24 protein-coding genes and 1 pseudogene are annotated in these 21,141 nt (G+C 30.1%); 6 read left to right on the top strand and 19 right to left on the bottom strand.

Features of this window, described 5'->3' with window-relative positions; translation table 11 throughout:
- Positions 1 to 5 precede the first annotated feature (5 nt).
- The 6 genes from B3578_RS13570 (at position 6) to B3578_RS13545 (ending at position 5,227) form a co-directional block, all read left to right on the top strand.
- Complete coding sequence (locus tag B3578_RS13570) at positions 6 to 137, top strand: DUF6088 family protein (protein WP_291049480.1); 132 nt, start codon at positions 6 to 8, stop codon at positions 135 to 137.
- Positions 138 to 304: 167 nt separating this feature from the next.
- On the top strand, positions 305 to 1,096 hold the full coding sequence (locus B3578_RS13565; protein WP_291049477.1) for a Fic family protein: 792 nt from the start codon (positions 305 to 307) through the stop codon (positions 1,094 to 1,096).
- 731 nt (positions 1,097 to 1,827) lie between these two features.
- Positions 1,828 to 2,706 carry an IS982 family transposase gene (locus tag B3578_RS13560; protein WP_291049474.1) on the top strand — a complete coding sequence of 293 codons (879 nt, stop codon included), beginning with the start codon at positions 1,828 to 1,830 and terminating at the stop codon, positions 2,704 to 2,706.
- A gap of 174 nt (positions 2,707 to 2,880) precedes the next feature.
- Complete coding sequence (locus tag B3578_RS13555) at positions 2,881 to 4,095, top strand: NAD(P)/FAD-dependent oxidoreductase (RefSeq protein WP_291049470.1); 1,215 nt, start codon at positions 2,881 to 2,883, stop codon at positions 4,093 to 4,095.
- A gap of 198 nt (positions 4,096 to 4,293) precedes the next feature.
- Positions 4,294 to 4,560 carry a hypothetical protein gene (locus B3578_RS13550; protein ID WP_349676204.1) on the top strand — a complete coding sequence of 89 codons (267 nt, stop codon included), beginning with the start codon at positions 4,294 to 4,296 and terminating at the stop codon, positions 4,558 to 4,560.
- A gap of 115 nt (positions 4,561 to 4,675) precedes the next feature.
- Positions 4,676 to 5,227 (top strand): ferritin, encoded by a 552-nt coding sequence (locus B3578_RS13545; RefSeq protein WP_221856913.1) that lies wholly within the window; start codon positions 4,676 to 4,678, stop codon positions 5,225 to 5,227.
- Between the two features lie 33 nt (positions 5,228 to 5,260).
- Here B3578_RS13545 and B3578_RS13540 read toward each other — a convergent pair whose 3' ends face one another.
- The 19 genes and pseudogenes from B3578_RS13540 to B3578_RS13450 all read right to left on the bottom strand — a co-directional run bounded on the left by B3578_RS13540 (position 5,261) and on the right by B3578_RS13450 (position 21,061).
- Entirely contained in the window at positions 5,261 to 6,049 is a 789-nt protein-coding gene (locus B3578_RS13540; protein ID WP_291049466.1) for a DNA ligase-associated DEXH box helicase, read from the bottom strand.
- Position 6,050: 1 nt separating this feature from the next.
- Complete coding sequence (locus B3578_RS13535; RefSeq protein ID WP_286496329.1) at positions 6,051 to 7,046, bottom strand: SDR family NAD(P)-dependent oxidoreductase; 996 nt, start codon at positions 7,044 to 7,046, stop codon at positions 6,051 to 6,053.
- Between the two features lie 77 nt (positions 7,047 to 7,123).
- A complete protein-coding gene (locus B3578_RS13530) occupies positions 7,124 to 7,375 on the bottom strand; it encodes a GlsB/YeaQ/YmgE family stress response membrane protein (RefSeq protein ID WP_019976198.1) in 252 nt (83 codons plus the stop codon).
- A 128-nt stretch (positions 7,376 to 7,503) separates the two neighbouring features.
- Entirely contained in the window at positions 7,504 to 8,019 is a 516-nt protein-coding gene (locus B3578_RS13525; protein WP_260542820.1) for a pyridoxamine 5'-phosphate oxidase family protein, read from the bottom strand.
- 4 nt (positions 8,020 to 8,023) lie between these two features.
- On the bottom strand, positions 8,024 to 8,257 hold the full coding sequence (locus B3578_RS13520) for a hypothetical protein (protein WP_221856903.1): 234 nt from the start codon (positions 8,255 to 8,257) through the stop codon (positions 8,024 to 8,026).
- Between the two features lie 39 nt (positions 8,258 to 8,296).
- Positions 8,297 to 10,435 (bottom strand): catalase, encoded by a 2,139-nt coding sequence (locus B3578_RS13515; protein ID WP_291049454.1) that lies wholly within the window; start codon positions 10,433 to 10,435, stop codon positions 8,297 to 8,299.
- A 211-nt stretch (positions 10,436 to 10,646) separates the two neighbouring features.
- A pseudogene (locus B3578_RS14425) lies at positions 10,647 to 10,810 on the bottom strand (IS982 family transposase); the annotation flags it as partial.
- Positions 10,811 to 11,382: 572 nt separating this feature from the next.
- Positions 11,383 to 12,411: a ferrochelatase gene (hemH, locus tag B3578_RS13505; protein WP_291049451.1), complete on the bottom strand. Its 1,029-nt coding sequence runs from the start codon at positions 12,409 to 12,411 to the stop codon at positions 11,383 to 11,385.
- A gap of 397 nt (positions 12,412 to 12,808) precedes the next feature.
- Complete coding sequence (locus B3578_RS13500) at positions 12,809 to 14,107, bottom strand: cryptochrome/photolyase family protein (protein WP_291049448.1); 1,299 nt, start codon at positions 14,105 to 14,107, stop codon at positions 12,809 to 12,811.
- Entirely contained in the window at positions 14,097 to 14,660 is a 564-nt protein-coding gene (locus B3578_RS13495) for a lipocalin family protein (protein WP_291049445.1), read from the bottom strand. Before B3578_RS13495 ends, B3578_RS13500 begins: the two co-directional genes overlap by 11 nt.
- Complete coding sequence (locus B3578_RS13490) at positions 14,644 to 15,345, bottom strand: lycopene cyclase domain-containing protein (protein ID WP_291049442.1); 702 nt, start codon at positions 15,343 to 15,345, stop codon at positions 14,644 to 14,646. Before B3578_RS13490 ends, B3578_RS13495 begins: the two co-directional genes overlap by 17 nt.
- Complete coding sequence (locus B3578_RS13485) at positions 15,342 to 15,800, bottom strand: sterol desaturase family protein (protein ID WP_291049439.1); 459 nt, start codon at positions 15,798 to 15,800, stop codon at positions 15,342 to 15,344. Before B3578_RS13485 ends, B3578_RS13490 begins: the two co-directional genes overlap by 4 nt.
- 4 nt (positions 15,801 to 15,804) lie before the next feature.
- Positions 15,805 to 16,263, bottom strand: coding sequence for an SRPBCC family protein (locus B3578_RS13480; protein ID WP_291049436.1), 459 nt, complete (start codon positions 16,261 to 16,263; stop codon positions 15,805 to 15,807).
- Between the two features lie 3 nt (positions 16,264 to 16,266).
- Complete coding sequence (locus B3578_RS13475) at positions 16,267 to 16,725, bottom strand: hypothetical protein (protein WP_291049433.1); 459 nt, start codon at positions 16,723 to 16,725, stop codon at positions 16,267 to 16,269.
- A complete protein-coding gene (locus B3578_RS13470; protein WP_291049431.1) occupies positions 16,722 to 17,558 on the bottom strand; it encodes a phytoene/squalene synthase family protein in 837 nt (278 codons plus the stop codon). Before B3578_RS13470 ends, B3578_RS13475 begins: the two co-directional genes overlap by 4 nt.
- A 6-nt stretch (positions 17,559 to 17,564) precedes the next feature.
- Complete coding sequence (locus tag B3578_RS13465; protein ID WP_291049429.1) at positions 17,565 to 19,037, bottom strand: phytoene desaturase family protein; 1,473 nt, start codon at positions 19,035 to 19,037, stop codon at positions 17,565 to 17,567.
- Between the two features lie 9 nt (positions 19,038 to 19,046).
- Positions 19,047 to 19,451, bottom strand: coding sequence for a hydroxyisourate hydrolase (uraH, locus tag B3578_RS13460; protein ID WP_291049426.1), 405 nt, complete (start codon positions 19,449 to 19,451; stop codon positions 19,047 to 19,049).
- A gap of 11 nt (positions 19,452 to 19,462) precedes the next feature.
- Positions 19,463 to 20,116 carry a MarR family winged helix-turn-helix transcriptional regulator gene (locus tag B3578_RS13455; RefSeq protein WP_291049423.1) on the bottom strand — a complete coding sequence of 218 codons (654 nt, stop codon included), beginning with the start codon at positions 20,114 to 20,116 and terminating at the stop codon, positions 19,463 to 19,465.
- Between the two features lie 801 nt (positions 20,117 to 20,917).
- Complete coding sequence (locus tag B3578_RS13450) at positions 20,918 to 21,061, bottom strand: hypothetical protein (protein ID WP_291049420.1); 144 nt, start codon at positions 21,059 to 21,061, stop codon at positions 20,918 to 20,920.
- Between the last annotated feature and the right edge of the window lie 80 nt (positions 21,062 to 21,141).

Genomic DNA, 21,141 nt, shown 5'->3' with positions numbered 1-21,141 from the left:
TTCTTTTGGCGAATAATATTTTTTTGGATGACTTTATTGATTATGGTTCTTCTGATAATGTTCGTAAAGTATTATTGCGTTTAGAACTAGAAAAAAACGGAGAACGTTTAGCTCAAGGTATTTATCTTAAGTTCTAATAAAAATTCTTTTGACATCGTACAATTATTATATCTTTGCTTAGTGCTTCATCCTCTAAAATGAGGGATTGTTTTTACAACACATATTTCCGCAATCCTTTTAAATTTTTATAAAAAGTCAAGATAAGCTCGATTAAAAATATGTTCCTGATATAAATATTAAAACTATGGAATCCTTAATTAAAAAATATAAAGAACTTGGAATAGATAAAATAATCGATCATGATAAATTTAATCTAATTTCGGTGGTTCATCATTCAACTGTTTTAGAGGGATCAACTTTAACTGAAATTGAAGCATCTGTTTTGATTAATGATGGTTTAACTCCTAAAGGAAAGCCTTTAGAACATTCTTTAATGGTAACGGATCATTATAGAGCTTTAATTTACGTACTTGAACAAGCTAATAATAAAACACCTATTTCTATAGAATTAATTAAAAATATTGGTGCGTTTGTTATAAAAAATACAGGATCAGTCTACGAAACCATGCTTGGAACTGTTGATGCTAGTAAAGGAGAATTTAGAAAAGGAAATGTAATGGCTGGAAATACTTATTTTCCTAATTATGATAAAGTCGAAAGATTGATGAATGATTTAGTTATTAATATTCAAAATAAAATGAATACAATTCAAACCATAGAAGATCAATTAAATTTATCTTTTGACGCTCATTTTAATATGGTGTCAATTCATCCTTTTTATGATGGAAATGGGAGAAGCTCTAGACTATTAATGAATTACATTCAACAATATTACAACCTTCCTCTAGCAATCGTTAATTCAGAATCTAAAGTAGATTATATCGAGGCTTTAATTAAAACTAGAGAAAAAGATGATATATCTATTTTCAGAGATTTTATGAGAAAAGAATACTCTTCTCAACTGAATGAAGAAATTGAGAAATTTGAAAAAGTAATTAAACCAAATAAAGGACTTGATTTTAAATTTTTATTTTAATTAATTTTTCTTCATACAAATATTAAATTCAGTATTTAGACATACATGAACAGGTTATTCAAAAGCAAATGAAATATGCACCTGTTTAGATTCTAAAATAGATTATTCTCCTTGAAAAAAATTCAAGAATTATTTAACCAATAATATTAGATTGTAATAAATAAGACTTATTTTTTTATCGAATATTATTAATATTTAGTTAAAATATAAATACTTTTTGTACACCAATAGTACATCACACTTCCCTGTAATACTGATGAATAAAGACTTTTACACTTTCTGTATCGATTAGACAGCCAAATACCGCCATTGACTACCATATCTTTAAAATATTTGAAAGTTTATTTTATTTTTAAAAGTTTGTAGATAAATCAAATGTCTCATTTGTTTTAAAAACTTACACTTCAGTTATTTTGGATGGAACTATTTTTGAAGCGATTTTTATAATTTGTTTAAGTAGTGTGGTTGTTGAGATATTTAAATATCAAGCTGTACTTCTTATACCCAAACCTTCTTTTGTTAGCTGAACAATATGATTTATGGTAGTAAGGTAAGCGTTGTAACTATACATTTAACCCTTTTTTCTGACAATTTTTACATTTATAACGTTGGTTTCCATTCCTCGTTTTAATATATTTTATTAACCGGTAGTGCATTTGTATTAGATTGTATATAAAAGTTGTACAACCTGCTAAAAAGCAGTAAATTGTAGTTACTACACAAACAATTCAATGCACAACTTTAGAGCAAATTACGATAAAATTTTAGAAGTATTAAAGAGTTTAAATCTTGAAAGTGAGAATTTTTTATTTCAGATACGAAAGCCCAGGTTATCTGACTTGGAAATAGTTGCCCTAAATCTGACTTCAGAATACATGAGTATTGATAGTGAATATCAACTTTTTAGAATATTACCTTCTGATATTAAGTCACTTATAGAAAGCAGTGTTTATAATAGACGAAAAAGAAGATTATTTATACATATGGAACGGATTCGAAAACTGTTAGCAGAAAAATTTAATGGTTCTGAAAAGTATTTTATTGTGGATAGCATGCCTTTAGAAGTTTGCAAATTATCAAGAAGCTCACGTAGCAAAATATGCAGAGAAACCGATTATGCAATTCCAAATAAAGGTTATTGTGCTTCACAGAAAATGCATTATTATGGGTATAAACTTCATGCGGTTTGCTCAGCGGAAGGTGTCTTTCAAAGTTTTGATATTAGTCCAGCATCAGTGCATGATATTCATTATCTGAAAGATATAAAACAACAATTTAAAAATTGTACGCTATTAGGTGATAAAGGATATTTATCCGCAGAATGCCAATTGGATTTGTTTACATCACACAATATTAAGCTGGAAGTTCCTATGAGAACAAATCAAAAAAGCTATAAAGATCAACCTTTTGTAATACGCAAATACAGAAAAAGGATAGAAACGTTATTCTCTCAATTATGCGATCAGTTCATGATTAGACGTAATTATGCTAAAAGCTTTTTAGGGTTTAAAACAAGGATACTATCAAAAATACTAACCCTTACTATTATTCAATCAATAAACAGAAACCAAAATAGAAATATTAACAACTTAAAAATTAATATTACCTAAATGCACTACGGGTTTTTATATTGTTATTTTAGAAATTGTTTTCAGTTGGATAAAATCAATATATAATACAGAATAATAAATATCTAGCAGTTATTATTAGCCTAAAAAACAATAAAAATACAATATTTTGGCTCGGTTTTAGTGTGTATTTATTTAACCACAGATCTAAATAATATGGATTTACATTCTGGATTACCTTTTTGGATTGTTAAAAACGAATTTTTTGATTTATATTATCCTCTTCGAAATGATTTTAAAATAGATGTTGCTATAATTGGCTCCGGCATTACAGGAGCTTTAGTTGCGCACGAATTATGTGAAGCAGGTGTAGAATGCGCTCTTATCGATAAACGAACTATTTCTACAGGAAGTTCTGCAGCAAGTACTGCTCAATTGCAATATGAAATTGATACCCCGTTAAGTAAATTAGTAAATATTGTTCCCAAAAAAATTGCTATTGATGCTTATTTCAATTGCTTGGATTCTATTACAGATATAGAAAATATATTCAAAAAAACTAATATTGATGCTGATTTTACACGTGTTCCTACAGTTTTATTAGCGAGTAATCAGCAAGGTGTAAAATTGTTAGACGAAGAATATGCAATAAGAACAGAAGTCGGTTTGCCTGTGAAGTATTTAGATGCTAAGCAATTGAAAACTTACCAAAATATTGATGGAATTGCTGCATTGCAAAATGATACTTCTGCCCAGATGGATGCTTATAAAGGCGCTATCAATTTATTAAAGTATCATCAAGAAAAACATCAATTACAGATTTTTACCCATACAAAAGTGGAAAAAATAGACGAAAATAAGAACAATTGCGAACTATTGACCGAGCATGGACATACTATTTCGTGCAAATATGTAATTGTTGCTACTGGTTTTGAAGCAGGTCAATTTCTACCTAAAAAAGTAATGAATTTATTATCTACTTACGCAATTTGTTCGGCTCCCATTGATAAAAAAATGGTTTGGCCAAATCGTAGCTTAATATGGGAAACAGCAGAACCATATCTTTATATGCGAACAACAAAAGATAATCGATTGATCGTTGGTGGTGAAGATGAAGATTTTCAAAATCCTGATAAAAGAGATGATTTACTTCGAACAAAAATCAAAACTCTTGAACGTAAGTTTAGTCGATTATATCCAGAAATTGAATTCAATACCGAAATGGCTTGGTGCGGAACTTTTAGCTCCACAAATGATGGTTTACCTTATATGGGACCATGGAAAAAAGGTGATCGAACATTATTTGCATTAGGTTATGGAGGAAATGGAATTACATTTTCGATGGTTGCAGCTCAAGTTTTAAAAAATATCATTCTTAACCAAAAAGATAGTCGCTTAGAAACCTTTGGTTTTGATCGACCAACTAAATAATAAAAAAATAAATTTTATAACTACAATCAGAAAGAATATCTAATCTAATTGGATGGTAAATATTAAATAAATATAATTATGAAAAAGAAAACGAAACAAAATATAGCTCGTTATAGCCTAGGTGCTTTTTTAGTGGTAGCTGGTATTACCCATTTAACAATTGCGAGAAAAGAGTTTAAAGCTTAAGTTCCTAATTGGGTGCCCTTAGATAAAGATGATACTGTGGTATATTCAGGAGTGGTAGAAATTGTACTTGGTAGTTCAATTATATTAGTGTCGGACAAAAAGAAAGAACTTGTAGGTAAAGTTATTGCAGGATTTTTTGCTGCTGTATTCCCTGGAAATTGGGCACAATATAAAAATCATAGAAATGGATTTGGTCTAGATACGGATCAGAAGCGTTTAGCAAGACTATTTTTACAACCATTACTCATGCTTTGGGCAATCAAATCAACTCAAAAATAACCATATTCAATAGAGATCAATATATGAATACATCAATATTTTAGAAAATATTAATATGTAAATGATGTATTTGATTCGAAAATTCAACTTATTATTTATAAATAAAATCAACAAAATGAATACAACTAGAATTTCTAAAACATTACAAAAAGCTCTAAATGATCAAATCACTTTAGAAGCCTTTTCTGCACAAATGTATTTGATGCTTGCTTGCTGGGCAGACGAAAATCAATTGGATGGAATCAAAAATTTTATGATGAAACACTCACAGGAAGAGCGTGTACATATGGCTAAAGTTATGGAATACGTACAAGAAAGAGGAGGAATTGTAAAAATTGAAGCTATACAAAAACCTGGTCCTGAACCAAAAAATGTATTAGAGTGTTTTCAAGCTGTTCTAAAACAAGAAATTGAAAATACAGAATCCATTTATAAAATTGTCAAAATGAGCATGGATGAAGAAGATTGGGCTACATGGAATTTCTTACAATGGTTGGTTGCTGAACAAAGAGAAGAAGAGAAATTAGCACTTGATTTATTAGACAAAGCTGAATTGGCAGGAGGAGCTAAAATGTCGGATGCAGCAAAATTTGAACTGAATAAAACAATTGGGACTACTGGACAAGATTTCCCTACTGCAGACCAAATCAACCCATTAGCAGAATAAATTAATTCTTGTAAAATCAAAAATCCCTTAATTTTAATAAAACTTAAGGGATTTTTGATTGCTAGAAAATAAAGAGAAAATATTAGGTATTTTCTTCATCACTGGATTATCAACCAAAGAAGGTAGCAACAAAATTATTTTTCCATCCAAATGCTTTTTGTCATCACGTAAATCTATTGTTTTGTACTCAGGTAATGTAACACCAACACTTTCGTAAGCCTCATTCAATTTTGCAATGGAATAATGGACATTTAACTCTCCAATACCCTCCAATGCTTTCATAATACGCTGCGATTTCCCTAAAGAATCCCCTATAAAGACCGAAGTTTTTCCTTTCGCTCTATTATGATCTACCCAATCACGTATGTTTTTTTCTTGTTCTGCCACAGAAAGCCAATTGTTAACAGGAAGACCGAAGGTACTTTCGGTAATGAATTCGTGGCATTTTACAGCTTCAAAAGCCGTAGAAAGCCCATCATCTTGCAATTTATAATCTCCAGAAATTACGCTTACATAACCTTTATACTCTATCCTAATTTGTGCTGAGCCGATTATGTGACCTGCAGAATGTAATGAAACTTTAACCCCATTTATAGTTAGTTGTTCGCCATAACCAATACTTTCGCATTCGATATTTCTACCAATTCTTGAAAATAAAATAGGTTTAGTGAAATGATGACACAAATATTTTTTCATTCCACTTCGAGCGTGATCGGCATGTCCATGCGTGATAACTGCTAAATCTACAGGTCGCCAAGGATCAATATAAAACTTCCCTGGAATGCAATAAATACCTTTGGATGTGAATTTTAGCAGTTTCAAATTAATTTGTTTTTTTTGATTTATTTTTTAAATGTTTCGCTACAAAAAATCCTGCAGCGAATACTAGCGATGTTCCGATGATTTTTTGATTTGTTTTTGTTGGTACTGGAATAGCCATCTTTCCATAAACAGCATGTGGATCCGTAGAAGGTTGTAAAACATTACCTTCATCAGCCTTTCCTTTTTTCACCTTCATCATCAGCCTTAAAACACCTGTTGCTAAATTGGTAAAGGTTTCTGGAAAAGCTCCATGTGCAAGCTTTAACATAAATGATGTGGCGTCTGGAAAGGTATCATTTTTAGGTTTATTTATTAAATTATATATCACCTTTGCGGTATCTTTAGGATCGGCTGCAAACGGAGGTATTTTAAAATCTAAACCTGAGAATTTAGCGGAATGCATATTTCCTGTAGATTGTTGAACTTGTGGATAAACGTTGCAAATATGAATTTCGGGATACACACTATACTCACTTTGTAAACCACTCATCAACCCTTTTATTCCTGTTTTAGTTGCCGAATATACCGAACTAAATGGAGCTGGCATATATCCTCCAATGGAAACATTATTAATTAAAATGCCTTGATTTTGTTCTTTAAAAACGGGTAAAACGTAGTACGCTCCGTGCATATACCCCATTAAATTGGTTTTGATTACTTGTTCGTTTATGTCCATAGGAATTTCCTCAAATTTTCCACTTGCCATAACACCTGCATTATTCACCCACACATCTATGCGTCCAAATTCTTTCAGAGCAAATTCAACTAAATCTTTTACTTCATTTGCATTAGAAACGTCAGTTGATTTATAAACCGCTTTTCCACCGAAAGCATTGCATTCTGAAACCGCCTTTTCTAAACCTTCTACACCTCGTGCTGCCAAAACCAATTGATATCCATTTTGAGCAAATAAGTGTGCTGTAGCTAAGCCAACACCACTAGAAGCGCCAGTAATTACCGCTGTTTTAGTAATTAAATCAATGACTGTATTTTTCATAATTATAAATAGTAATATTAAACAAAAAGTCTCAGCGCTCTGAGACTTTACAGTATTTTAATCGTTAATTAGACAGTCTATTTTTTCGAAATCATTCTATACACTGCTAGACATAAAACTGCTCCAGCAATTGCAACTAAAAAACTAGAAATATTAAATCCGCTTACATCGACACCTAAAAGCATCGATCCAAGCCACCCACCGACAACAGCTCCAATAATCCCAATAATTATTGTTACTATCCAACCACCTGGATCGTTACCAGGGTGTATTGCTTTTGCTATTGCTCCAGCTATAAGGCCGAAAATTATCCATGTTAGAATTCCCATAATGTGTGATTTTTAAATATTAATAAATTGCGTTAATAAAAATAATATTTCAAATGCAATGCCATAAATAGTTTGTTTCTGCATTTTTCTTTAATTAATTAACATTGTAGAAGACAATAATTTATTCTTTATAGTTTCAGTTCTCCTTCAATTCCTCCGTCTTCAATTGTACTTCCTGTAACGGCGGCAAAAAGCATTTTCGACATGGCAATAAACTTATTGTCTTTGGTTTCGTAATAATACCCATCGTTTGGCGAAACTTTTATTAGACTGATATTAGGATCGTCTTTTCCATCAAACCAAGCATTTGCAAAATTGGTCCAATATTTATCAATTAAAGTTTTATCTTTTGAAACACTGGCTTTTCCTTTAATAAAGATGTATTCGTATTTAGAATTATTCATAAAATACAGTTCTACATTAGGATTGGCTTCAATTTCATCATTTTTCAGTGAACGAACATCACTCAAAAACCAGAGGTTACCAACCTCATCTACTTCTTGAAGAGCCATTGGTCTACTTGTAGTATTACCGCCAATATTGGTGGTAAAAAAGCAAGTTCGGGCAGTTTCAGCAATAGTTTTTATCTTTTCAATGGCTTTATTTCCGCTCAAATTTTCTGTCGGTGACTGTGCATTTCCCATAATTTTATTTTTTTATATCTGAATTGTGATTAAAACAATTTTTCTCCTCATTGATATGAAAAGTAAAATTTGTACAAACTATAATGTCATTGCTATCAAAATGTTTTACAATGCCATTTTTTTCCATCGTTACAACCCAACACGAATTTTGATGCATACCATAATCAATTATAAAAATAGTACGACCTCTACCAATAGGGGTATCAACAAGTATTGTAGGACTAAGTTGTAATATCATTCGTCTAAATTTTATATTTATATCACGTTAAACATTTTATTATGAAGGAACCTTCCTTTCTTCTTCACGGTCCCAAATACGATGTAATTTCATTACTTGAATAAAATCCGCAATCCAATTCTCATTTTCATCTTCTAAAATCACTCCTCTATCAAGTTTAACAAATGAATTATCCATTAACGAACCTGCTCCTTTTGCAAATGCTAATATTTTACAATGTCTGTAAGAATCATTGATAAATTCATAATAATCTGGATTCAATTTTAAAGATTCTATTGATTTGCCTGATGGTGTAAACACTGCATCATAACAAACAGATGGATCTGTAAGATAACTATGGGAAATCTTTTCTTTACTTCCTTCTTCATAAGTTAGCTCTCCAACTTTAGATGAAATTAATACCGCTTGAGCTCCCTCTTTTTCCAATGCTTTTTTTAATTGATCTACACTTTTTTTAGAAACACCATTATCTACTAAAAAGGCTACTTTTCTGGTTTTTATATTCCCTTCACCTTCTTTTACTTTCATACTCAGTGCATCAGATGAATTTATTTCTTGTTTTTTAGGCTTCAGAGGATAATTGGGATGATTTTGCCTTGCAAAACTTAATGTCAGCTCATCCAACTTTTTTGGAGGGATAATACCAAGACTATCTCCTACTTTTTGCGCTAAAGTTTTATCAATTTGATAAAGTATAGCAACTTGCCTCTCTCTAATTTTTGGATCAGAAACCTTACTCAATTCAAAACTAAAAGCATCTATAATATGTTGTTTCTCTGGTTTGGATTGAGAATTAAAAAACAAAGTTGCTTGCGAGAAATGATCAGCAAAAGAATCAGATCTAGCCCTTACTTTCTTCCCTTCTACCTTTTGTTCATGAGATTGAAAACCTTCCTCTCCCTTTAACATTGCATGATATGGGCAACCAGAAGCTTTGCTGTTAGGAAAATAACTTACACCTCCTTTCAGTATATCAATTCTCCCTGTTCCATCTTTTTGATTATTATGCTTTTGGTTTAATGATCTATTAATAGGTATTTCATGGAAATTTGCTCCACCTAATCTATAATTCTGTGTATCCATATACGAAAAAATACGACCTTGCAATAAAGGATCATCAGATAAATCAATACCTGGGATAATTCTTCCAGGGTCAAAAGCCACTTGTTCAGTTTCAGCAAAAAAATTGTCGGGATTGCGGTTAAGGGTCATCGTTCCAATGATTTTTACAGGAACTAATTCTTCTGGAACCAATTTCGTAGCATCCAAGATATCAAAAGAATATTTTAATTCATCTTCTTCAGGAATTAGCTGAACACCTAAATCCCACTGCGGAAAATTTCCTTCATCAATAGCTTCCCATAGATCTAGACGGTGAAAGTCAGAATTAAATCCTGATATTTTTTGAGCTTCATTCCACGCAACAGAATGCACTCCTAATTTAGGTTTCCAATGGAATTTAACAAAAGTTGCTTTACCTTTCTCATTAATCAATTTAAATGTATGTACACCAAACCCCTCCATCATTCTAAGGCTTCGAGGAATTGCTCGGTCAGACATCGCCCACATTATCATATGTGCAGATTCAGGCATTAATGAAATAAAATCCCAAAAAGTATCGTGCGCTGAAGCAGCTTGGGGAATTTCTTTATCTGGCTCTGGCTTAACAGCATGTATTAAATCAGGGAAATTCATAGCATCTTGAATAAAAAATACAGGAATGTTATTTCCAACTAAATCATAATTACCATCTTCTGTATAAAATTTTACTGAAAATCCTCTAACATCCCTAGCTAAATCTGTTGATCCTTTAAATCCTGCAACAGTTGAAAAACGAATAAATAGTGGTGTTGTTTTACCTTTTTGAAGAAAATTTGCATATGTATATTCACTTATATCCTCATGTATTTCTAATATTCCGTGAGCTCCACTACCTCGAGCATGTACAACTCGTTCAGGTATTCTTTCTCGATCGAAATGACCCAACTTATCAAAGTATATATGGTCTTGTTGTAAGGAAGGTCCTCTATCTCCAACTTTTAAGGTGTTATTATTATCATAGATAGACACACCATCATTAGTCGTCAATTTTTGATTCGAATTATCAATTGTAAATTGACTCATTTGTTCTGATTTAAGGTCTGATTTTTTTGATTTTTTCATATTTGATTTTTTCATATGCTAATATTAATTAATGAATTAGAAATGACGAATAGAACGTAATAAGAAAAAATAAAATCAACACAAAACTTATAGCTTTATTGTTATTTATTTATATTATACATAAATTTATTATGACATAAATCAATTAAAGTGCCATTTTTTCTTAAAATGATAAAAAAGCACCTTTATAAAAACAATAAACTATTTAAAAAACCCCTTGTGAATTTTAAATAATTTGAATTTTTAGATTTTTAATATTTCAATTAAAGTAATTTTATTAATGTACTGAATCACTATTAGTGCAGTAATTTTAGCTGGAATTCTGGTTTTAAACCTTTCAAAAGTCTTTGCATAATTGCGTCTAATCATAAACTGATCGCATAGTTGAGATTTATATCATTCAAAAAATGAATATCATAAACAGATGCGTGATTGATATCAATCCCCTGGAAAACACCAGCTAAATTTCAATAGATCACATGGATCATTTAAAGGAAAAACTCCATATGAAATACTGAAATCAATACTAAAATAATTATATTTATTGTCTACGAAGTGATGAAATACAACAATAATAACCCTGCATTAAAGTTTCTCCCATTCCATTTTGCCAGAAGTAAATAACAAACTATAAGAACAACAATAATAAACATTGTTCTTGAAACTATATACCAATTTGATATATAAATTTCTTTCGCTTTGCGCTTAGCAATTGTTTTGTAAAAAATGAAAATGGTTCTATTATAAATCCTTTATAACAGAACCATTCTTATATTAATATTTTTGATTTATATACACTTCTCTGTAAATAGCTAATCTTTTAAAAACATTTTAAGAATCTTATATGCAAAATTTAGATCTATTAGCTTAATAGCATACTAATAACTGATAGAATCACTTTTAACAATTAAAAGTCTATGTAGAATATTTGAATTTAATCTATAATTGTTAAATGTTTAAGATTATAATAAATAAAAATCATCTATTTTTTCTTCACATAAAGTTTTGATTACATGTATCCATGAATCATTATCATTTAGACAAGAAATATACTCATAAGCTTCTCCCCCATTATCAATAAATATTTCTTTTCCTTCCATTGCTATTTCCTCTAGAGTTTCCAAACAATCAGATACAAATGCAGGGCAAACAACTGCCAATTTTTTTATTCCTTTTGATGGTAAAACTTTTAAAGTAGAATCTGTATATGGCTCAATCCATTTATCTTTTCCTAGTCTAGATTGAAATGAAACAATTGTTTTTTCGCGAGATAAATTTAATTTTTCTATCACTTTTTTTGTTGTCTCAAAACATTGATGACGATAACAGAATTGATGACTTGGATTAAATTCTCTATCACAACAGTCACTTAAATTACAAGTCCTTGTAGGATCTGTTTTATAAATATGTCTTTCTGGGATACCGTGGTAAGAAAATAACAGCCCATCATAATCATTCGAAAACTTGTCTTTTATACTTTCAACAAGACAATCTATATATATATCTTTATTATAAAATGGTTCCACATAATTTATTTTAACAAATGGAAATTTTTCTTTTCTTACTTTTTCTGATTTCTCTACTACAGATTCTGTTGTACTCATAGCATATTGAGGATACAATGGAAATAGTACAATCTTATTGACTCCTTTCTCAACTAGTTTAGAAATTCCATTTTCTATACTAGGTTCAGCATATCTCATTCCTATTTCAACAGGAATATCAACAATATTTTGTAATTTATTTTTTATTTTTTCAGTAATGACTATTAAAGGAGATCCCGCATCTGTCCAAATTTTCTCATAAGCTTCTGCGGATTTTGATGGTCTTGTATTTAGAATTATTCCTTTTACTAAAAGTGTTCTTAAAATCCAATTATAGTCAATAACTCTTTCATCCATTAAAAACTCTCCAAGATATTCTTTTACGTCATTTACGGATGTAGATTTAGGTGATCCTAAATTAACTAATAATATTCCTTTTTTACTCAATTTATTTACTTTTATGGTTACTAATTTTTTTTAATAAATATTTTAAAAAAAATGTATAAATATGCACTCTATTTACAATTTAAATGAAATTTGTATATTAATGCATTACAACATTTACAAATCGGAAATATTTATAATTGTTTTATAACAATCAAAATACTCTTGTCCTTAAGTGTTTTTATTATTCATTATTTTTAATCTAAATCTTTGATAGAAAGTTTTTACAAACCTCACTTTTACTAAAGACAATAAGGTGCTTAATTGAATCCAGCTTGAAATTTCAGTATGGATGTAGATACCTTGTAGTGAAGTTTTGATATTAATTCTTCAAAAGCAGAAAATGTGGAAAAATATATTATAATCGTTTAATATTTTAAATCATTATTATTCTTTCATTTTACTTCTTGAATGCTTCGTTAAAAATGCTTAAAACTCTGTTTCGAGCAAAATTATGAGCAACTATAGGAGAAGGATAATCATCAGTTTCAAATTCTGATACCCACTTTTTAATGTAAAGAGATTCTTTATCAAATTTCTCTGTCTGAAGAGTTGGATTAAAGACTCTGAAATAAGGTGCCGCATCGCATCCTGATCCAGCAACCCATTGCCAATTACCATTATTTGCAGACAAATCATAATCGTTTAGTTTTGATGCAAAATAAGCCTCTCCCCAACGCCAATCTATGAGTAAATGTTTGCATAAAAAACTTGCTGTTATCATTCTTACTCTATTATGCATAAAACCAGTTTGATTAAGCTCTCTCATTCCTGCATCTACAATAGGATAACCTGTTTTCCCATCGCACCATAGCTTAAATTCCTGCTCATTATTCCTCCACTTAATAGAATTATACTTAGCCTTAAAAGGTTGGTGAACAACATATGGAAAATGATAGAGTATTTGCATAAAAAATTCTCTCCAAATTAATTCATTTAGCCATGTTTCATTTAGCTCTATCGCTAACGCAACACATTTTCGTACACTAATCGTTCCAAATCTTAGAGCTATACCTAATTGGGTCGTACATTGTAAAGCAGGATGATCCCTATATTTATGGTAATTTTGAATAATTTCCTTATCTAGCTTTGGCTGTTTGAATAAAATTGATGTTTTTAAAAAACCAATTTCTTTCAGTGAAAGAATCGTTTTGAATTCTGTTTTCAAAAATTTACTGTAATCAGGCTTATAACATTTATAATCTTCTGTTTTCAAAATTTGTTTCCATTTTTTTGCATACGGCGTATATACTGTATAAGGAGAACTATCTTTCTTTAAAATATCTTTCTTGTCAAAAATTACCTGATCTTTAAATGCTTTAAACGAAATGTTATATAACTTAAAATAATTGTAAATCGAAGTATCTCTTTTAATTGTCAAAGGTTCATAATCACGATTACAAAATATAGAATGAATAGCAAACTCTGTAGAAAGTTGCTGAAAAATTTTGAAAGGATCACCATAATATACATGGAGACTTGTCCCAAAGGATTTTAATTGATCATTAATATTTTGAAGCGCTTGATGAATATAATCCACCCTCCTATCTTTCTTATCATCCAGTTGTCGTAGAATACCTTCATCAAAAATAAAAATAGGTAACACAGGAATTCCAGATGAAAGAGCGTGGTACAGCCCAACATTATCTTCTAAACGAAGATCTCTTCGAAACCAAAAAATGGAAATTTTATTTTTCATTTAAAAATGGATTATCATTTCGATTATGTTCTACCCAAATCAAATTGGATATATCATAACCAATTTCTGAAGCTAATGCAAGAAAGTTTGTTTTAATATTATCTGGAATATCTTTCGTCCTAGATAAAATCCATAAGTAATTTAGATTTTTACCGATAACCAAAGCATATTGATAGTTTTCATCCAACGCAATTACGTTATAACCAGCATAAAAAGGACCAAAAAAACTTACTTTTAGCTTTCCTATTTGCTCATTCTCTCTAAATTTTGCTTTTCCTATTACTTGCTTCCATGCTTGCTTTTCCTTATTAAATCCGCTATTGAAAACCTTGAGATTCCCTTTTTTATCAAGACTATAATAAGCAGAAACATTGTCCAAGTTTTTCTCGAAGCGAAAATCTAAACGAGCGATTTCATACCAAGTACCTAAATATCGATCAACTTCAAAATTTCGAACAGCTTCTGCCTTTTTAGGAATAGAGGAACATGAATTGGAAAATATTAACAATCCTATACATGCTATTTTCAATAGTATTTTATTTTTTACTTTCATGAGATTTTGATTTAAATTGTTTAAAAAAATAAAGTACTAAAAGAAATTGCGTATATCCATACACAGCATCTTCTATTGGAATAGTTCCCATTCTGATTCCCAAAAAATCATCAGGATTGTAATTTACAATTGGCGACTCTAATCCTGTACCTGTTAGAATACCATTTACAGGAAAAAAACCAAGCATAAGAATAGTGAAAACAAACGAAGCTTTTCCTATCCAATCTACACGACGAACAAAATGTAAGTAGAATAAAACAACAAATGTTATAACAGCTGTTAATAGGGTATAAATTCTATCATAATATAGTAAAGCGACGATTGAACAAACAATCAAACTAAAAAAAACAATCAGGTTATTAAAACTCGAAAGCCAATCTAATTTAAAAAATTTATCAAAACAGAAATAGGTAAATACACATGAAAACGGAATACAAATAAAAAATAACCACTCTTCTATGGGTAAGCCTCCTATTACAAAACCAAGTGTATAATCAGTATTAAACCACCATACACCCAAAGATGTAAACCAAATATCCCATGCTATAAATGGAATAGCTACTACACATGCAGCTTTTATAAATGAACCAAAATGACGGTTAAAAAGAATACGAGAGTCAAAGGATGATATGAAACAAATGATTATTGTAAAAAATAAAATCAAAATATACGTATATGACATCATTTTTGTGCAGAATTAAAATACATTTTAAAATATTTGAAAGGAACATAAAGAAATCCAAAACATTCTCCATTTTCTTTACTAAGGTGTTTATGATGTTGTTTATGAGCCCTACGAAGAGCAAGAAAATACGGATTCTTTATTCGCTTAAAATAATTCAGTCGTTGATGAATAAAAACATCATGCACAAAAAAATACGCCATACCATAAAGCATAATTCCTACCCCAACAAAAAATAAGTAATTATAACTATTGAGCGAACCAAAATACATCAAAGCAATAGTCGGAATCGCAAATATCACAAAAAAATAATCGTTTTTTTCAACTGATCCTTTATGGCTATGGTCATGATGATCTTTGTGGAGAAACCATAAAAATCCATGCATCACATATTTATGAATAAACCATGTAACAGGCTCCATAAGCACAAATACTAGCAACACCAAAAATAAATTCATACACCTACTTATTAAATAATTTCTTTAATACGTGCTGACGATAATCAAAAATATTATTCAACTTTTTTTTCACCAAAAGAAAATGAACAATATTTCCAAAAATTCCAAAAGGAAGCTCATATTCTACTGTATCTTTCATGAAAACTCCATTTTCATTAGGAATAAATTCATGAAAATGTTTCCAATATTTATATGGTCCTTTATGTTGAAAATCTGTAAAACTTTGCTGTTGCTCTACTTGAACAATTTTTGTCTGCCATTTTAGAGGAATACCTAATAGTGGTGAAACGGTATAATCGATGAGCATACCTTCAAAAATTGGCTGATCCTGATCTTCTGACAAAACTGTAAAAGCCATATCTTTAGGTGTAATTTCCGAAAGATTCATTGGAGAAGAAAAAAATTGCCAAGCTGTATCAATATCACAATACAACTGTTGTTCTCTATACAAACGGTACTTCATCACTTATTCGTTTAAAATTTTTTCAATATTTCTACGCAAATTTATAGACGTTATTTTACGCCTGTTTTCTGATAAAATTTGCGTATCTTCTTCAACCTTTGAATAGTAGTTCAAAAATGAGGGTGCGTTTTTTTGTACTGATAATCTAATAAACCTCAATTCTAAATTTTCAGGTTCTATACGTATAGCCTCCTCTATATTCTTTTTACCTTTATTAAAAGTTTTAAGCTTATTTAATGGATGAGACACATGTTTAGCATTGATCGTTTGTACAGCTCCTAGATAACCCAAATAAATAGCGGATTTATTTTTTATACGGTCTAATTCAGCTATTACATTTACACATAATTCTTTGTCATTAGATAACTTAGAATAATTAGCCCTTACCTCTTCAAGAACTACCTCAGTGTCATTTATAAAACCTAAAAATCCCACAATGAGAAACCCTAACATTTTAATCATAACCAAGCAGCTTTATATCTTATGTAACTTTTAAACGCAACAAAAGCTTTTTCAGAATTAGCTATTCTAATTCTTCCATTTAAAATTTCTTTGGATGATTTTTTTTTGATCTTCTTAAACAAAGAAAGATAATATTTGTAAGCAAGATAAACACCAAAAATTGAAGAAGCTGGAAGTTTTTTAATCCCAATCAACGCTTCATCAAATTCTTCTTCTATTTCTTTTTCTATTGCGTATTTTATCTTATTATCAAAACCACTTATATCCACATTCGGAAAATAAGTTCTTCCCAAAATATGATAATCCTCTTTCAAATCTCGAAGAAAATTAATTTTCTGAAAAGCAGAGCCCAATTTCATCGCATAAGGTTTTAATTCTGCATACTTATCTTTATTACCATCTGTAAAAACCTGTAAACACATGAGTCCTACTACCTCAGCAGAACCTAAAATATAGGTTTTGTATAAGTCCGAGTCATATTCTATTTGTTGCAAGTCCATTTCCATACTACTCAAAAATTGATCGATAAGTTCTTTATCAATCTTATAATAATTTACAGTTTCTTGAAATGATTGTAAGATGGGGTTAAGCGATATCCTCTCATTTAATGCATATAAAGTTTCTTTTCTCAATCTTTTTAAAAGCTTCTCTTTGTTATATCCATGAAAACTATCTACGATTTCATCTGCCAACCTTACATAACCATAAATCGCATAAATAGCTGATCGAATAGAAGGTTTTAAAGCGAGAATACCCAAAGAAAAACTTGTGCTATATTTTTGAGTTGTCATCTTACTCACCGAATAAGAAAGCTCATCAAATAATTGTTTCATATAGAATTACTTTTTTATTTTGTTGATCTCATTGGCCACTATTTTACCGGATATAATAGAGGGAGGAACTCCTGGTCCAGGAACAGTTAACTGACCGGTATAAAATAAATTTTTTAGCTTTTTATTTCTTATTTTAGGTTTTAATACTGCTGTTTGATTAAGTGTATTAGCCAATCCATAAGCATTACCACCATAAGCATTATAATCTGACACAAAATCTTTGACACAATAACTTCTTTTAAAGTCAATTTTAGATTGCAAATCTACAACACCTGTATGCTTTTCTAATCGTGAAAGCATTTCCATTAAATACTTCTGACGCACAAATTCATTGTCATCTATTCCTGTTGCAATCGGCATTAGCAAAAACAAATTTTCTTTCCCTTCTGGTGCAACAGAATGATCAGTTTTTGATGGACAACAAGCATAAAACAAAGGTTTTTCAGGCCATCTTTTCTTTTCGTATATGCTATCTATATGTAGATCTAATTCATGCTCAAAGAATAGTGTATGATGTTTTAAATGCGGAATAGTTTCATTAAAACCAAGATAAAAAATCAGACAAGATGGAGCAAATGTTCTTTCTTCCCAATAGTCAGCCGTATAATTTCTATATTCTGCGTTCAAAAGTGTTTCTGTATGATGATAATCAGAAGAAGCAATCACTTCATCAAATTCATAGATTTCACCATTTATTACAAGTGAACTTACACTTTTATCTTTTACATTTATTTTATCAACATTACAATTAAAATGAAAGTGCGCCCCTTGTTCTTCTGCTACTTTTTTCATTGCTAATACCAGCTGATAAAAACCTCCTTTAGGATAATAAGTACCTAATACATAACCGCCATAATTCATCAAACTATACAATGCAGGAATCTTTTCAGGAGATGCGCCCAAAAATATAACTGGGAACTCCATCAAAGCTCTCAATTTCTTATCTTTAAAATATCGTGCAACATATGCTCTGAAATTAGAAAGTAAATCCAATTTCAAAGCATTTTTAGCAATTTTAATAGATACAAATTCAGTCCAATTAGTACAAGGTTTATGTACAAAATCCTTCATTCCTACTTCATATTTAAATTTGGCAGATTTCATAAAGTTTTCTAATTGAAAACTAGCTCCTTTCTCTATTTTTTCGAAGGTTTCTTTTAGTGCTTCAAAATTTTCAGGTACATCTAATTTTTCGTTAGAAAAAATCATCTCAAATTGAGGATTTAACGATATCAATTCAAAAAAAGAAGAAGTGGCATAACCAAAATCCTCAAAGAAATCTTGTATAACATCTGGCATCCAATACCAACTAGGTCCCATATCAAATACATAACCTTCTTCTGTTTTTAATTGTCTTGCTCTTCCGCCTGGCTGATTATGTTTCTCAAATACATGTACTTCATGTCCTTCTTTTGCTGTATAAGCAGCAGCTGATAAACCAGAAAATCCAGATCCAATAATGGCTATTCTTTTTTTCATATCTCGTTTTTAACTTCCTTTATATGTAGAATAACCATAAGGAGATACAGTCAATGGTACATGAAAATGCTTATTCCCTTTAATACGAAAAACAATCTCGATAAAAGGATAAAATGTTTGCAATTTTTTACTATCAAAATAAGATTGAATATGAAATACGAGTTTATAAACACCGTCATTATTCTGACCATAAGGTAAAAAATTCCCTATTCTACCATCTTTATCTGTTATTTGTGTACTTACCTTAGTCCACGAATTGTCCACATTCATTTTCTCTAATGTAACTGAAACAGATGGTGCAGGTTCTCCTGTAGAGTTATCTAAAATATGGCTGGACAATTGATACGTTTTCGTTTGCGAAAAACAAAACAACGAACAACAGATAAGTAGAAAGAAAAATATACTCTTTTTCATACTAGTTGTATTTAATTAATATGTTTGTAAGCCTCTTTTAATAGAGATTCTGTTTCAAAATTCTTTTCATAGATTGCTTGATGAAATTCTTCGAGTTTATGAAGTAGATTTATTAATTCCATTTTTTCAACATAAGTTAAATTACCTGCTACAATTTGTGTCGCAAGCCTAATTTTATCCATTTGTTCTTCAAGAACTTCTAAACCTACTGAACTAACTTGAATAACTTTACTTCTTTTATCCAGCTCAGATGAAGCTTGATCTACCCAACCTTTAGCAATTAATCGATTTATAATTTGCATCCCTACTGGTTTTTCATGCACATTTTTCTTTATCAAATCCATTTTTGTCATCTCCCCAAATGCCTTTAAATTGATTAAGTAAATAAAATCTTCTTGAGATGAAAAATCCGATCCTATAATAGCAGATTTTGAATAACTTTTCGCATACCTATTCATATGAACAAGTAATGTACTTATAACACTTTCAGGCGATCTCATTTTCTCTTTTCCGATCCAATGAGGAACATCACAAGAACTTTCTAGATGATTATTTAAAATAATCCACTTTTTAAAATCATCAATAGAAGCATTAGCATTACACGTATTTTCTTTTTCAAACTCTTCTATTAAATCAACTACATCTTTGATTAATTGGAAATTCATATACAATATTTAGTTTACAAATATACTATTTTAAAACAAATAAAGAATATTATTATACTATATATTAAAAATAATATCCGAGCTTATTAAAAAACAATGTAATTTTATATGTATAATTCTAACTTATCAATACTTCGGCAGACTCGTCACAAGCAAGACTTGGCTGTAAACCTCTCTACTAAAAATATTCTCATTTCACTAAAGATTTTAAAAACCCTACGGGCTAAAACCTTTTTAACGTTATTCAAACATTTTCTTAACGTGAGAGTATTAATGCCGGTTTCTTCATCCTCTTTTCTAATTCAAATTCGTTGTCATTTCGATTCTAAATCGTTGGGTTTTTATAATTCGTTATTTATCGTCTAAGTCTTCGATACAACGTTTTGCAAACGCCACTCTGACTGACGATAATAAGAAGCTGAACTGAATTCAGCTTGACAATTTGGTTTTTTATTTAAAAACAATTTGATTGATGTCATTCTAAGCCTGCCAAAGAATCTCTTCTTTTCATTTTTATTCATGAGTTACTAATTGTTTTTAAATGAATTCATATACCCTTCGGGGAAGTCTTGACACAAAAACGAAACAAAAAAGATGCCGACAGTAGTCTCTCAATGATTCAACTAAATAAATTATTTCCATAAAGTTGATAACTCACTTCGTTCAGACACCTCAACTTTTTTTATTCCAATAATTTAGAATTGAATTGCATTTCGATCCTAAATCGTCGGATTTTTATCATTCTTTTTTAATATTCAAATTCACTTTTAACAACGGGTTTTGTCATTCGTTATTTATCGTCTAAGTCTTCGATACAACGTTTTGCAAACGCCACTCTGACTGACGATAATAAGAAGCTGAAATCAAATCAGCTTGACGATTTGGTTTTTTATTTAAAAACAATTTGATTGATGTCATTCTAAGCCTGCCAATGTCGTACTTCATGACTTCGTGACTTTAAATATAATTATTTTTGTTTTAATTTTAGTATTTCATAAGGAGTTTTTCCTTTAAAAGATCCATGT

The sequence above is a fragment of the Empedobacter sp. UBA1574 genome (genome assembly GCF_002322895.1).
Classification (GTDB): Bacteria; Bacteroidota; Bacteroidia; order Flavobacteriales; family Weeksellaceae; genus Empedobacter; species Empedobacter falsenii_B.
Note: the sequence above shows the minus strand (reverse complement) of the source record. Positions and strands in the feature narration are given on the sequence as shown.

Bases quoted from the DNA above. Each gene is read 5' to 3' on its own strand.
- B3578_RS13565 (WP_291049477.1), top strand. From the start codon at position 305: ATGGAATCCTTAATTAAAAAATATAAAGAACTTGGAATAGATAAAATA.
- B3578_RS13560 (WP_291049474.1), top strand. From the start codon at position 1,828: ATGCACAACTTTAGAGCAAATTACGATAAAATTTTAGAAGTATTAAAG.
- B3578_RS13555 (WP_291049470.1), top strand. From the start codon at position 2,881: ATGGATTTACATTCTGGATTACCTTTTTGGATTGTTAAAAACGAATTT.
- B3578_RS13545 (WP_221856913.1), top strand. From the start codon at position 4,676: ATGAATACAACTAGAATTTCTAAAACATTACAAAAAGCTCTAAATGAT.
- B3578_RS13535 (WP_286496329.1), bottom strand. From the start codon at position 7,046: ATGAAAAATACAGTCATTGATTTAATTACTAAAACAGCGGTAATTACT.
- B3578_RS13530 (WP_019976198.1), bottom strand. From the start codon at position 7,375: ATGGGAATTCTAACATGGATAATTTTCGGCCTTATAGCTGGAGCAATA.
- B3578_RS13525 (WP_260542820.1), bottom strand. From the start codon at position 8,019: ATGGGAAATGCACAGTCACCGACAGAAAATTTGAGCGGAAATAAAGCC.
- B3578_RS13520 (WP_221856903.1), bottom strand. From the start codon at position 8,257: ATGATATTACAACTTAGTCCTACAATACTTGTTGATACCCCTATTGGT.
- B3578_RS13515 (WP_291049454.1), bottom strand. From the start codon at position 10,435: ATGAAAAAATCAAATATGAAAAAATCAAAAAAATCAGACCTTAAATCA.
- B3578_RS13500 (WP_291049448.1), bottom strand. From the start codon at position 14,107: ATGAAAAATAAAATTTCCATTTTTTGGTTTCGAAGAGATCTTCGTTTA.
- B3578_RS13495 (WP_291049445.1), bottom strand. From the start codon at position 14,660: ATGAAAGTAAAAAATAAAATACTATTGAAAATAGCATGTATAGGATTG.
- B3578_RS13490 (WP_291049442.1), bottom strand. From the start codon at position 15,345: ATGATGTCATATACGTATATTTTGATTTTATTTTTTACAATAATCATT.
- B3578_RS13485 (WP_291049439.1), bottom strand. From the start codon at position 15,800: ATGAATTTATTTTTGGTGTTGCTAGTATTTGTGCTTATGGAGCCTGTT.
- B3578_RS13480 (WP_291049436.1), bottom strand. From the start codon at position 16,263: ATGAAGTACCGTTTGTATAGAGAACAACAGTTGTATTGTGATATTGAT.
- B3578_RS13475 (WP_291049433.1), bottom strand. From the start codon at position 16,725: ATGATTAAAATGTTAGGGTTTCTCATTGTGGGATTTTTAGGTTTTATA.
- B3578_RS13470 (WP_291049431.1), bottom strand. From the start codon at position 17,558: ATGAAACAATTATTTGATGAGCTTTCTTATTCGGTGAGTAAGATGACA.
- B3578_RS13465 (WP_291049429.1), bottom strand. From the start codon at position 19,037: ATGAAAAAAAGAATAGCCATTATTGGATCTGGATTTTCTGGTTTATCA.
- uraH (WP_291049426.1), bottom strand. From the start codon at position 19,451: ATGAAAAAGAGTATATTTTTCTTTCTACTTATCTGTTGTTCGTTGTTT.
- B3578_RS13455 (WP_291049423.1), bottom strand. From the start codon at position 20,116: ATGAATTTCCAATTAATCAAAGATGTAGTTGATTTAATAGAAGAGTTT.
- B3578_RS13450 (WP_291049420.1), bottom strand. From the start codon at position 21,061: ATGAAGTACGACATTGGCAGGCTTAGAATGACATCAATCAAATTGTTT.